General features: G+C 71.0%; 11 protein-coding genes. 5 read left to right on the top strand and 6 right to left on the bottom strand.

Annotated elements, in window-relative coordinates; genetic code table 11:
• Position 1 precedes the first annotated feature (1 nt).
• The 3 genes from secF (at position 2) to ACFRU2_RS22105 (ending at position 4,275) form a co-directional block, all read left to right on the top strand.
• Positions 2–1,054: a protein translocase subunit SecF gene (gene secF, locus ACFRU2_RS22095; protein ID WP_382974545.1), complete on the top strand. Its 1,053-nt coding sequence runs from the start codon at positions 2–4 to the stop codon at positions 1,052–1,054.
• Positions 1,051–1,605, top strand: coding sequence for an adenine phosphoribosyltransferase (locus tag ACFRU2_RS22100; protein ID WP_382974547.1), 555 nt, complete (start codon positions 1,051–1,053; stop codon positions 1,603–1,605). Before secF ends, ACFRU2_RS22100 begins: the two co-directional genes overlap by 4 nt.
• Before the next feature lie 234 nt (positions 1,606–1,839).
• Complete coding sequence (locus ACFRU2_RS22105) at positions 1,840–4,275, top strand: RelA/SpoT family protein (RefSeq protein WP_382974548.1); 2,436 nt, start codon at positions 1,840–1,842, stop codon at positions 4,273–4,275.
• 72 nt (positions 4,276–4,347) lie between these two features.
• On the opposite strand, the gene ACFRU2_RS22110 is transcribed toward ACFRU2_RS22105, so the two are convergent.
• Positions 4,348–5,577, bottom strand: a complete 1,230-nt coding sequence (locus ACFRU2_RS22110) for a DUF349 domain-containing protein (RefSeq protein ID WP_382974550.1) — start codon at positions 5,575–5,577, stop codon at positions 4,348–4,350.
• Between the two features lie 209 nt (positions 5,578–5,786).
• Positions 5,787–6,569 (bottom strand): peptidylprolyl isomerase, encoded by a 783-nt coding sequence (locus ACFRU2_RS22115; protein ID WP_382974552.1) that lies wholly within the window; start codon positions 6,567–6,569, stop codon positions 5,787–5,789.
• Positions 6,570–6,722: 153 nt separating this feature from the next.
• On the opposite strand from ACFRU2_RS22115, the gene ACFRU2_RS22120 reads away from it, so the two are divergent.
• Together ACFRU2_RS22120 and hisS are read left to right on the top strand one after the other, a co-directional pair.
• Positions 6,723–7,433 (top strand): MBL fold metallo-hydrolase, encoded by a 711-nt coding sequence (locus ACFRU2_RS22120; RefSeq protein WP_274547944.1) that lies wholly within the window; start codon positions 6,723–6,725, stop codon positions 7,431–7,433.
• 10 nt (positions 7,434–7,443) lie between these two features.
• Positions 7,444–8,703, top strand: a complete 1,260-nt coding sequence (gene hisS / locus ACFRU2_RS22125; RefSeq protein ID WP_351377980.1) for a histidine--tRNA ligase — start codon at positions 7,444–7,446, stop codon at positions 8,701–8,703.
• Between the two features lie 134 nt (positions 8,704–8,837).
• Here hisS and ACFRU2_RS22130 read toward each other — a convergent pair whose 3' ends face one another.
• Genes ACFRU2_RS22130 through ACFRU2_RS22145 form a run of 4 tightly spaced genes read right to left on the bottom strand, consistent with a single transcriptional unit; the run spans position 8,838 to position 12,436 of the window.
• Positions 8,838–9,470 (bottom strand): response regulator, encoded by a 633-nt coding sequence (locus tag ACFRU2_RS22130; RefSeq protein ID WP_382974554.1) that lies wholly within the window; start codon positions 9,468–9,470, stop codon positions 8,838–8,840.
• Between the two features lie 13 nt (positions 9,471–9,483).
• Positions 9,484–10,704 carry a sensor histidine kinase gene (locus ACFRU2_RS22135; RefSeq protein WP_382974557.1) on the bottom strand — a complete coding sequence of 407 codons (1,221 nt, stop codon included), beginning with the start codon at positions 10,702–10,704 and terminating at the stop codon, positions 9,484–9,486.
• Positions 10,680–11,561, bottom strand: coding sequence for an ABC transporter permease (locus tag ACFRU2_RS22140; RefSeq protein ID WP_382974559.1), 882 nt, complete (start codon positions 11,559–11,561; stop codon positions 10,680–10,682). The genes ACFRU2_RS22135 and ACFRU2_RS22140 overlap by 25 nt, the downstream gene beginning before the upstream one ends.
• Positions 11,558–12,436, bottom strand: coding sequence for an ABC transporter ATP-binding protein (locus ACFRU2_RS22145; protein ID WP_382974561.1), 879 nt, complete (start codon positions 12,434–12,436; stop codon positions 11,558–11,560). The genes ACFRU2_RS22140 and ACFRU2_RS22145 overlap by 4 nt, the downstream gene beginning before the upstream one ends.
• Between the last annotated feature and the right edge of the window lie 50 nt (positions 12,437–12,486).

Genomic DNA, 12,486 nt, shown 5'->3' on the forward strand with positions numbered 1-12,486 from the left:
GATGTCGAAGCTCGGAGATCTCGGCGCCAAGCTGTACCGGGGTGAGGTCGGCTACGACTTCGTCGGCAAGCGCTTCGTCTGGTACGGCGTTTCCATCCTGATCACCATCACGGCGATCGTTGCCCTGGCCGTTCAGGGCCTCAACATGGGCATCGAGTTCAAGGGTGGTGCCGTCTTCACCACCCCGAAGTCCTCCATCTCGGAGACCCACGCCCGCGAGGCGGCGGAGAAGGCCTCCGGCCACGACGCGGTCGTCCAGAAGCTCGGCACCGGTGCGCTGCGCATCCAGATCTCGGATCTGGACACCAACGCGGCGGCCGACGTGAAGGCGAAGCTCGCCACCGACTTCAAGATGGACGCGGCTCAGATCAACGCGGACCTGGTCGGCCCGAGCTGGGGCGAGCAGATCGCCAACAAGGCGTGGACCGGCCTCGGCGTGTTCATGGTCCTCGTGGTGATCTACCTGGCCATCGCCTTCGAGTGGCGGATGGCGATCGCGGCGCTCATCGCGCTGATCCACGACCTCACCATCACCGTCGGCGTGTACGCGCTGGTCGGCTTCGAGGTCACCCCGGGTACGGTCATCGGCCTGCTGACCATCCTCGGTTACTCCCTCTACGACACCGTCGTCGTCTTCGACGGTCTCAAGGAGGGCTCGAAGGACATCACCAAGCAGACCCGCTGGACCTACAGCGAGGTCGCCAACCGCAGCATCAACGGCACCCTGGTCCGCTCGATCAACACCACCGTCGTGGCCCTGCTCCCCGTCGGGGCGCTGCTCTTCATCGGCGGCGGCTTCCTGGGCGCCGGCATGCTGAACGACATCTCGCTGTCGCTGTTCGTCGGCCTCGCGGCCGGCGCCTACTCGTCGATCTTCATCGCGACCCCGCTGGTCGTGGACCTGAAGGAGCGCGAGCCGGCGATGAAGGCGCTGAAGAAGCGGGTGCTCGCCAAGCGGGCGTCGGCCGAGGCCAAGGGCGAATCGCCCGAGGGCAACGGCTCCGAGGACGCGCCGGAGGTAGTGGCGCAGGGCCGTTCGGGACGGCGCCGGTGACCGCGGAGCTGCCCTCCGGCGTACGGGACCTGCTGCTCAGCCGGATCACGGACGTGGCGGACTACCCGAAGCCGGGCGTGATGTTCAAGGACATCACCCCGCTGCTGGCCGACCCGAAGGCCTTCGGCGCCCTCACGGACGCGCTGGTGGCCCTGGCCGGGCAGTACGGAGCGACGAAGATCGTCGGGCTGGAGGCGCGGGGATTCATCCTGGCGGCTCCGGTGGCCGTGCAGGCGGGCATCGGCTTCGTGCCGGTCCGCAAGGCCGGGAAGCTGCCCGGGGCGACGCTCCTGCAGTCCTACGACCTGGAGTACGGGTCGGCGGAGATCGAGATCCACGCGGAGGCGCTGTGCGCCGACGACCGGGTCATGGTCATCGACGACGTGCTGGCCACCGGTGGCACCGCGGCCGCCTCGCTGGAGCTGATCCGGCGGGCCGGGGCGCAGGTCGCCGGGGTCGCGGTCCTGATGGAACTCTCGTTCCTCCCGGGCCGTGAGCGGCTGGTGCCGACGCTGGGCGATGCTCCGCTGGACGCGCTGATCGTCGTCTGATCACGCTGCTCTACGAAGCGGGCGTGCACCGGGGACTCCCGGAGCGCGCCCGCTTCGGCGTGTGCGGGCCGCTGCGCGGGGCGGACGGGCTGGATGGGGCCGGGCCCGGCACAGGTCGCGGTGGACTCGGGGAACGGGGTGGCGGAACCCTCGCTACGATGGGTTATCCGGACCGGACACGGGTACCGGATCCGCCCCCAGACTCCGTCCGGGGGGACCCCCGGAGGAGCGCTCTTGCCAGACGAGGTCCAGCCAATCTCTGCCGCGCAGCCCGACCCGCAGCCCGAGCAGTCGGCCGCGGCGGCTGCCGCCACGCCCCCGACGGCGCCGCCCGCGCCCCCGGTCAAGCCCGCGTCCGCGAAGTCGGCCGGGTCCTCCAATCGGGTGCGCGCCCGGCTGGCCCGCCTCGGCGTCCAGAAGACCAACCCGTACAACCCGGTCCTTGAACCGCTGCTCCGCATAGTCCGCAGCAACGACCCGAAGATCGAGACGGCCACCCTGCGCCAGCTCGAGCAGGCGTACCAGGTCGCCGAGCGCTGGCACCGCGGCCAGAAGCGCAAGAGCGGCGACCCGTACATCACCCACCCGCTCGCGGTGACCACGATCCTCGCCGAGCTCGGCATGGACCCGGCCACCCTGATGGCGGGGCTGCTCCACGACACCGTCGAGGACACCGAGTACGGGCTGGAGGACCTGCGGCGCGACTTCGGCGACGCGGTGACCCTGCTCGTCGACGGAGTCACCAAGCTCGACCGCGTCAAGTTCGGCGAGGCCGCCCAGGCCGAGACCGTCCGCAAGATGGTCGTGGCCATGGCCAAGGACCCCCGGGTCCTGGTCATCAAGCTCGCCGACCGCCTGCACAACATGCGCACCATGCGGTACCTCAAGCGGGAGAAGCAGGAGAAGAAGGCCCGCGAGACCCTTGAGATCTACGCCCCGCTGGCGCACCGGCTGGGCATGAACACCATCAAGTGGGAGCTCGAGGACCTCGCCTTCGCGATCCTCTACCCCAAGATGTACGACGAGATCGTCCGGCTGGTGGCCGAAAGGGCCCCCAAGCGCGACGAGTACCTCACCGTCGTCACCGACGAGGTGCAGGCCGACCTCCGGGCCGCCCGCATCAAGGCCACCGTCACCGGGCGCCCCAAGCACTACTACAGCGTCTACCAGAAGATGATCGTGCGCGGCCGCGACTTCGCCGAGATCTACGACCTGGTCGGCATCCGGGTCCTCGTCGACACCGTCCGGGACTGCTACGCCGCCCTCGGCACCGTGCACGCGCGATGGAACCCGGTCCCCGGCCGGTTCAAGGACTACATCGCGATGCCGAAGTTCAACATGTACCAGTCGCTCCACACGACGGTCATCGGACCCAGCGGCAAGCCCGTGGAGCTCCAGATCCGCACCTTCGACATGCACCGCCGTGCCGAGTACGGCATCGCCGCGCACTGGAAGTACAAGCAGCAGACCGTCGCGGGCGCCTCGAAGGTGCGCACCGACGTGCCGCAGGCGGCCAAGGGCACCGCGGGCCACGACACCGTCAACGACATGGCCTGGCTGCGCCAGCTCCTGGACTGGCAGAAGGAGACCGAGGACCCGAGCGAGTTCCTCGACTCCCTGCGCTTCGACCTCTCGCGCAACGAGGTCTTCGTCTTCACGCCCAAGGGCGACGTCATCGCCCTGCCGGCCGGGGCCACCCCCGTCGACTTCTCGTACGCCGTCCACACCGAGGTCGGCCACCGGACCATAGGGGCGCGGGTCAACGGGCGGCTCGTACCGCTCGAATCGACCCTCGACAACGGCGACCTGGTCGAGGTCTTCACCTCCAAGGCCGAGGGAGCCGGCCCGTCCCGCGACTGGCTGGGCTTCGTCAAGTCACCCCGGGCCCGCAACAAGATCCGGGCCTGGTTCTCCAAGGAGCGCCGCGACGAGGCGATCGAGCACGGCAAGGACGCCATCGCGCGGGCCATGCGCAAGCAGAACCTGCCGATCCAGCGCATCCTGACCGGGGACTCCCTCGTCACCCTCGCGCACGAGATGCGCTACCCCGACATCTCCTCGCTCTACGCGGCCATCGGCGAGGGCCACGTCACCGCGCAGAACGTCGTCCAGAAGCTGGTCCAGGCCCTCGGCGGCGAGGACGCGGCCAACGAGGACATTGAGGAGACCATCCCGCCCGCCCGCGGCCGCAGCACCCGCCGCGGCAACGCCGACCCCGGTGTGGTCGTCAAGGGCGTCGAGGACGTGTGGGTCAAGCTGGCCCGCTGCTGCACCCCGGTGCCGGGCGACCCCATCATCGGGTTCGTCACCCGCGGCAGCGGCGTATCGGTTCACCGTGCGGACTGCGTCAACGTGGACTCCCTCTCCCAGCAGCCCGAGCGGATGCTGGAGGTCGAGTGGGCGCCCACCCAGTCCTCCGTCTTCCTGGTCGCCATCCAGGTCGAGGCGCTGGACCGGTCCCGGCTGCTGTCGGACGTCACCCGGGTCCTGTCGGACCAGCACGTGAACATCCTGTCGGCGGCCGTGCAGACCTCGCGCGACCGCGTGGCCACCTCCCGGTTCACCTTCGAGATGGGCGACCCCAAGCACCTGGGCCACGTCCTGAAGGCCGTACGGGGCGTCGAGGGCGTCTACGACGTCTACCGCGTGACCTCGGCCCGCAGGCCGTAGCACGGCACATGTGAGAGGGCCCCGGTACGCACCGCGTACCGGGGCCCTCTCACATGCCGGGTGTCCGCGGCCTCAGCCGCCGAACTCCTCGAGACCCTTCAGCGCCTGGTCCAGCAGGGCCTGACGGCCCTCCAGCTCCCGGGACAGCTTGTCGGCCTTGGAGTTGTTGCCCTGCGCGCGCGCCGCGTCGACCTGGCCGCGCAGCTTGTCGACCGCCGCCTGCAGCTGACCCGTCAGACCGGCCGCACGGGCCCGCGCCTCCGGGTTCGTACGGCGCCACTCGCCTTCCTCGGCCTCCTGGATGGCCCGCTCGACGGTGTGCATCCGGCCCTCGACCTTGGGACGCGCGTCCCGCGGTACGTGGCCGATGGCCTCCCAGCGCTCGTTCAGGGAGCGGAACGCGGCACGGGCCGCCTTCAGGTCCGTGATCGGGACGAGCTTCTCGGCCTCGTCGGCCAGCTCCTCCTTCAGCTTCAGGTTCTCCACCTGCTCCGCGTCGCGCTCCGCGAAGACCTCGCTGCGCGCCGCGAAGAACACGTCCTGGGCGCCGCGGAAACGGTTCCACAGGTCGTCCTCGGACTCGCGCTGCGCGCGGCCCGCGGCCTTCCAGCTCTCCATCAGCTCGCGGTAGCGCGCGGCCGTCGGACCCCAGTCGGTCGACTTCGACAGCGACTCGGCCTCCGCGACCAGCTTCTCCTTGACCTTGCGGGCGTCCTCGCGCTGCGCGTCGAGCGAGGCGAAGTGGGCCTTGCGGCGCTTGGAGAAGGCGGAGCGGGCGTGCGAGAAGCGGTGCCACAGCTCGTCGTCCGACTTGCGGTCGAGGCGGGGCAGACCCTTCCAGATGTCCACCAGGGCCCGCAGCCGCTCGCCGGCACTGCGCCACTGGTCGCTCTGCGCCAGCTCCTCGGCCTCGGCCACCAGCGCGTCCTTGGCCGTACGGGCCTCGTCCGTCTGCTTGGCCTTCTGGACCTTGCGCTCCTCGCGGCGCGAGTCCACGGTCGACACCAGCTTGTCGAGCCGGACGCGCAGCGCGTCGAGGTCGCCGACGGCGTGGTGCTCGTCCACCTGCGTGCGCAGGTGCTCGATGGCCGTCTGGGCGTCCTTGGCGGCCAGATCGGTGGTCCGCACCCGTCGTTCGAGGAGGCCGATCTCGACCACCAGGCCCTCGTACTTGCGCTCGAAGTAGGCCAGGGCCTCCTCCGGGGTGCCGGCCTGCCACGAGCCGACGACCTTCTCGCCATCGGCAGTACGCACGTACACGGTGCCGGTCTCGTCGACTCGGCCCCACGGGTCGCTGCTCACAGCGCCTCCTCCACCTGATGCCTTGCGAGGGGTTCACCCCCTGGGCATCGTCCACAGTTTCCTGGGGCGGGCCGCGCCCGCCCTGCACAACGCCAACATAGGCGACCGCCGGGCCGGCTGTCCGCATCCAGCACGACGGAATATCGCCGTACCGGAGCGCCGTCGAGGAAATCGAGGAGACAGCCCGGGCCCGGGGCGCCCGGTCCCGGTCAGTTCTGGGTGACGGTGCCCTTCTCGATGGTCACGGGGGTCTTGGGGGCCCCGTCCTGGCCGCCGTCGGCCGTACCGGCCTTGGCCACCTCTTCGAGGACCTTCAGACCGGCCGCGTCGATCTTGCCGAAGGGGGTGTACGTGGGGGCGAGCGGGCTGTCCTTGTAGACCAGGAAGAACTGGCTGCCGCCCGAGCCGGGCTTGCCGGTGTTGGCCATCGCCACCGTGCCCGCCGGGTAGATGACCTGGCCCGTCTCGTTGGGCTTGCCCAGCGAGTCGAGGTTCTCGTCCGCGATGGTGTAGCCCGGGCCGCCCATGCCGGTGCCCTGCGGGTCGCCGCACTGCAGGACGAAGATGCTGCCCGTCGTCAGGCGGTGGCACTTGGTGTTGTCGAAGAACTTCTTGTCGGCGAGCGACTTGAACGAGTTGACCGTCTGCGGGGTCTTCGCCGCGTCCATCTCGAACTTGATGTCGCCCGCGCTGGTCTTCAGGTCGAAGGTGTACTTCGCCTTGGCGTCGATCGCCATCGCCGGGGAGGGGGACTGCTGCGGGGTGGGCGAGGCCGAAGGGGTCGCGGCCGGATCGGCCGCCTCGTCCTTCTTGTCCTTGTCGAAGACACCGCCGGCCACGAGGCCGACCAGCGCCGCCACGACCACGGCCACCGCCGCACCGATCACCGCGAGCCGCCTGCGCGACTTCTGCCGCGCTTCGGCACGCCGCTTCTGCTGGCGTTCGTACTTCTCCCTGGCGAGCTGGCGCCGCCGCTGATCGCTCGTGACCACCGGGTCGTCTCCTTGTGCGTATCTGGTACCACTGTCCGGGCTGGGTTAGGCCGTACCGTATATGGGTTCGCTGTGTAATGAGCGGCGCCGGTAGGCTCTGAGCAGCAGCATTCCGATCTGCAGCCTCCCGCCGGACGACGATTGAGGACGAACGTGCTGATTGCCGGATTCCCCGCCGGGGCCTGGGGGACCAACTGTTACGTGGTCGCCCCCGCCGCCGGTGAGGAGTGCGTCATCATCGACCCGGGCCACCAGGCCACCCAGGGTGTCGAAGAGACGCTGAAGAAGCATCGGCTCAAGCCCGTCGCGGTCGTCCTCACCCATGGCCACATCGATCATGTGGCCTCGGTGGTCCCGGTGTGCGGAGCACACGACGTACCGGCCTGGATCCACCCCGAGGACCGCTTCATGATGAGCGACCCGGAGAAGGCCCTCGGCCGTTCCCTCGGAGCCCAGCTCATGGGCGAGCTCACGGTGGGGGAGCCCTCCGACGTGAAGGAGCTCACCGACGGTGCGCGGCTCGCCCTGGCCGGCATGGAGCTCACCGTGTCGCACGCCCCCGGGCATACCAGGGGGTCGGTGACCTTCGGGATGCCCGCGGCGGCGGACATCCCGCCGCTGCTGTTCTCGGGCGACCTGCTCTTCGCCGGCTCCATCGGGCGTACCGACTTCCCCGGCGGCAGCCACGCCGACATGCTCGAATCGCTGGCCCGCGTGTGCCTGCCGCTCGACGATTCGACTGTGGTGCTGCCCGGACACAACGAGCACACGACCATTGGCCGTGAGCGAGCCACCAACCCGTACCTGCGGCAGGTGGCCGCCGGCCTGGGAGACGGCTTCACGTCTCCACGACGAGGAATGTGACGAGAGTTTCGTGAGTACTTTTCAGGCCCCCAAGGGCACGTACGACCTGCTGCCGCCCCGCTCTGCGACCTTCCTGGCGGTGCGCGAGGCGATCTCCGCGCCCCTGAAGAACTCCGGCTACGGATACGTGGAGACCCCCGGCTTCGAGAACGTCGAGCTCTTCTCGCGCGGCGTCGGCGAGTCCACCGACATCGTCAGCAAGGAGATGTACACCCTCACCACGAAGGGCGGCGACCAGCTCGCCCTGCGCCCCGAGGGCACCGCCTCCGTGCTCCGCGCCGCCCTGCAGGGCAACCTGCACAAGCTCGGCGGCCTGCCCGTCAAGCTCTGGTACTCCGGCTCGTACTACCGCTACGAGCGGGCCCAGGCGGGCCGCTACCGCCACTTCTCCCAGGTCGGCGCCGAGGCGATCGGAGCCGAGGACCCGGCCCTGGACGCCGAGCTGATCATCCTGGCCGACCAGGCGTACCGCTCGCTGGGCCTGCGCAACTTCCGCATCCTGCTGAACTCGCTCGGCGACAAGGAGTGCCGCCCGGTGTACCGGGAGGCCCTCCAGGCCTTCCTGCGCGGGCTCGACCTCGACGCGGAGACCGTGCGACGGGCCGAGATCAACCCGCTGCGCGTGCTCGACGACAAGCGGGCCGACGTACAGAAGCAGCTCGTGGGCGCCCCGATGCTGCGCGACTACCTCTGCGACGCCTGCAAGGCGTACCACGAGGAGGTGCGGGCGCTGGTGACGGCGGCCGGGGTCGCCTTCGAGGACGACGAGAAGCTCGTGCGCGGCCTGGACTACTACACCCGCACCACCTTCGAGTTCGTCCACGACGGTCTGGGCTCCCAGTCCGCGGTGGGCGGCGGCGGCCGCTACGACGGCCTCTCCGAGATGATCGGCGGACCGGCGCTGCCTTCGGTGGGCTGGGCGCTGGGCGTGGACCGTACGGTGCTGGCGCTCGAGGCGGAGGGGGTCGAACTGGACATCCCGTCCGCGACTTCCGTCTTCGCGGTGGCGCTCGGTGCGGCGAAGCCGGTGCTGTTCGGTCTGGTGACCGAGCTGCGGCGGGCCGGGGTCGCGGCGGACATCTCGTACGGGGGCAAGGGCCTCAAGGGTGCGATGAAGGATGCGAACCGGAGCGGGGCCCGCTTCGCGGTGGTCGCGGGGGACCGTGACCTCGAAGAGGGTGTGGTCCAGCTGAAGGACATGCAGTCCGGGGAGCAGACCCCGGTGGCCCTGGCCGACGTGGTCGCCACGGTCCAGGCCCGCCTGGCCTGACGGACGCTGCCGCCCGGTGGGGCGGGGTCGGGGGAGCCGCTGCGCGGAGTTCTCCCCGCCCCGCCCTTTCGCCGTTTCCCGGGGCTCCGCCCCGGACCCCGCGCCTCACACGCCGGCGGGGCTGAGACGTGCCGCTACAGCAAGCCGTGCCGCATGGCCGTCGTCACCGCCGCGGTGCGGTCCGTGACCTCCAGCTTTCCGAAGATGCGGAGCATGTGGGTCTTGACCGTGGACTCCGCCACGAACAGGCGGCGGCCGATCTCGGCGTTGGTCGCGCCCTCCGCGACCAGGCGGAGCACCGCCACCTCGCGCTCCGAGAGCCGCGGCAGCGACGGGCGGGTGCGGAGCCGGTCGACCAGGCGGCCGGCCACCGTCGGGGCGAGGACCGTCTCGCCGCGCACGGCCGCCCGGACCGCGGCCGCCAGTTCCGCCCGCGCCATGTCCTTCAGCAGGTAGCCCGCCGCCCCCGCCTCCACCGCCCGCAGGATGTCCCGGTCCTCCTCGTACGTGGTCAGCACCACCACCCGTACCGGGAGCCGGGCCGCCGTGATGCGGGCGATCGATTCGACTCCGTCGCCGCCCGGCATCCGCAGGTCCATCAGGATCAGGTCCAGGCCGCCTTCGGGGACCAGCCGCGCGGCCAGTGCCTCCGCCTCGGGGCCGTTCGAGGCCTCCGCGACGACCTCCAGGTCCGGTTCGGCGCTGAGCATGCCGCGCAGCCCCTCCCGTACCACCGGGTGGTCGTCGGCCAGCAGGATGCGGATCATCTCGTACGGCTCCTCAGCGGATCGGGAGGGTGACGGTGACGGTGGTGCCGGCCGAGGCGGCGCTGTCGACCGCCGCCGTGCCGCCCACCTCGGCCGCGCGGGCGAACAGGCCCCGCAGGCCGTAGCCCGGTGCGGGGGCCGCCGGGTCGAAGCCCCGGCCGGTGTCCCGGACCGTGAGGGTCAGGTCGCGGTCGCCGTAGGCGAGGGACACCGTGCAGCGCGCCCGCGGTCCGGCGTGCTTGGCGGCGTTCGACAGGGACTCCTGGCAGGACCGCAGGGCCACCACCTCCAGGACCGCGGCCAGCGGCCGGACCTCCCCGGTCACCGAGACCTCCGCCGGCGGATCGTGCCGGGCCGCGAGGCGCCGTACCGCGTCGGGCAGCGAACCGCCGTCGAGATCCGCGGGCGCGCCGCCCGCCACCAGGGCGCGGGCCTCGGCCAGGTTCTGCCGGGCGGTGACGGCCATCAGCTCCAGATGGTGCCGGGCCCGCTCCGGCTCGGTGTCCAGCTCCGACTGCACGGCCTGTACGAGCATCAGCAGACTGGTGAAGCCCTGGGCGAGGGTGTCGTGGATCTCGCGGGACATGCGTTCCCTTTCGGCGTGGGCGCCGCGTTCGGCGGAGAGCCGGGCCACCTCCTCCCGGCTGGCGTCGAGTTCCGCGATGAGGGAGGCCCGGTCCTGGCTCTGCTCGATGATCCGGACGATCCAGGCACCGAAGAAGGCGGAGAAGGCGAAGGTGACGAGCGCGCTGATCACGCTCACGAAGACGTGGGTCCCCTCCGGCCGCCACACCAGCGCCCAGCCGGCCACCGGCAGCAGCGACACCAGGCCCACCGCACCGATCGCGCGCCGCAGGGGCAGCAGCATGAAGCACTGCGGGGCGAGGGCGAAGGTGATCAGCCGGGTCTCGCCGACCAGGGAGGCGGCGGGCAGGAAGAGGGCCAGCGCCACCCCCAGGTAGCGGGCGGACGAGTGCGGTTCGGCGCCGGGCTCCTGCACGAGCAGCGGGCGTCCGGCGCGCAGGAACCACGGGACCAGGAGGGCGAGCAGGCTCACGGCGAGGACCCGGTACGGCAGTGCGGGGAAGTCCGCGCCGAGGACGAAGGCCGCGGTCGCGACCCACACGACCGCGAAGTAGAGGATCCACGGCCCGAACGCGCGGTCCCAGACATGGGACTCGCGCGCCCCGGCCGCCTTGGCGAAGGCGGTCAGCCGTCGCGGCGGTTCTTCCACTTGAAGGTCATCAGACACAGGACCAGACCCCCCACGACCCAGGCACCCAGGACCAGGGCGACCCGGCCATACTCCCAGCCGCCGGCCTGTTCGAGAACGGCCGCGGACTCCGGCAGGAACACCCCGCGCAGCCCCTGGCACATCCACTTGAGCGGGAACAGCGCACCGATGTTCAGCAGCCAGTCCGGGATCTGGTGGACCGGGATGAAGACGCCCGAGATGAACTGCAGGATCAGGAACGGCAGGACCACGACCGAGCTGGCGCTCTTGCCGGACTTGGGCAGGCTGCTGATGGCGATGCCGAGCAGGGCGCAGCCGGCCAGCCCCAGGACGAAGATCCAGGCGAAGGTCAGCCACTTGGAGGCGGACGTCGGCAGATCGAGGTCGAACAGGGTGGAGCCGACCAGCAGCAGGATCGCGGTCTCGGCGAGGCCGGTGGCCAGCACCATCCACACCTTGCCGAGGAAGTACGCCGCCGGCGGCATCGGGGTCCCGCGCAGCCGGCGCAGCACCTTCTCGTCGCGTTCGACGGCGATGGAGATGCCGAGGGACTGGAAGCTGGTGGACATGATGCCGGCGGCGACCATGCCGGCCGCGTACATCTGGGAGGCGGTGACACCGGTGCCTTCCATGCCCTCGCTGAAGATCGAGGCGAAGAGCGCGAGGAAGACGATGGGGAAGGCGAAGGTGAAGATCACCGCGTCGCGCTGGCGGACGAACTGCCGGATCTCCAGCGCTCCGCGGCTCACACCCAGGGACCAGGCGCCGGGCAGCGCCCCGGCCCCGCCCGTGCCCGTGTCCCCGCGCGTCCGCGTGCCCGTGCCCGTGGTCTTGCCCGTACCGGTCTCCGTGCTCATCGGGACTCCTCCTGCCGCGTCGTGTTCCGGTCGAGCTGGCCCGTGAGGCGCAGGTACACGTCCTCCAGGGTGGGGCGGGTGATCCTCAGGTCGGGGACCTCCCCGTCGAAGCGGGCCGCCAGCTCGGCGACCGTACGGGTGGGCGTCTCGGTGGCGGCGCTGCGCGGGCTGCCGTCCCGGTCCGTCCACTCGACGGTGGCGCCGGTCCCGAGCCGGGCGCGCAGCGCGGCCGGTTCGCCCTCGGCCACGACCTTGCCGCGGGCGATGACCGCGAGCCGGTCGGCGAGGGCCTCGGCCTCCTCCAGGTAGTGGGTGGTGAGCACGATGGTGGTGCCCGAGTCGGACAGCAGCCGGATCAGGTCCCAGAACTGCCGCCGGGCCGCCGGGTCGAAGCCGGTCGTGGGCTCGTCCAGGAGCAGCAGCTCGGGGTCGCCGATCACCCCGAGCGCCACGTCGAGGCGGCGCCGCTGCCCGCCGGAGAGGCCTTTCAGCCGGTGGCCGCGCTTGTCCTCCAGGCCGACCAGGGCGATCACCTCGGCCGGATCGCGCGGGGCCGGGTAGTAGCGGGCGAAGTGCTCGACCGTCTCCCGTACCGTCAGTTCGGCGGGCGCCGACTCGTCCTGCCAGACGATGCCGACGCGCGAGCGCCAGGCCCGGCCGGCGGTCGCGGGGTCCGCGCCGAGGACGAGCACCTCGCCGCCGTCCCGCTCCCGGTGCCCCTGGAGTATTTCCACCGTGGTGCTCTTGCCGGCGCCGTTGGGCCCCAGGAGGCCGAAGACCTCGCCCCGCCGGATCGTCAGGTCCAGTCCGTCCACCGCGGTGACTTCGCCGTACTGCTTGCGGAGCCCCCGTACTTCCACCGCGTTCTGTGTCATGCCTCCCATGGTGTGGCGGAAGCCCGTCCACCGGTCCCCCCGTGCGTACC

Source organism: Streptomyces sp. NPDC056883 (assembly GCF_042788835.1).
In the GTDB taxonomy this organism is placed as follows: domain Bacteria; phylum Actinomycetota; class Actinomycetes; order Streptomycetales; family Streptomycetaceae; genus Streptomyces; species Streptomyces stoeckheimensis.

Excerpts from the sequence above, each read along its gene's own strand:
- secF (WP_382974545.1), top strand. The coding sequence starts at position 2 with ATGTCGAAGCTCGGAGATCTCGGCGCCAAGCTGTACCGGGGTGAGGTC.
- ACFRU2_RS22130 (WP_382974554.1), bottom strand. The coding sequence starts at position 9,470 with ATGATCCGCATCCTGCTGGCCGACGACCACCCGGTGGTACGGGAGGGG.
- ACFRU2_RS22140 (WP_382974559.1), bottom strand. The coding sequence starts at position 11,561 with ATGAGCACGGAGACCGGTACGGGCAAGACCACGGGCACGGGCACGCGG.
- ACFRU2_RS22145 (WP_382974561.1), bottom strand. The coding sequence starts at position 12,436 with ATGACACAGAACGCGGTGGAAGTACGGGGGCTCCGCAAGCAGTACGGC.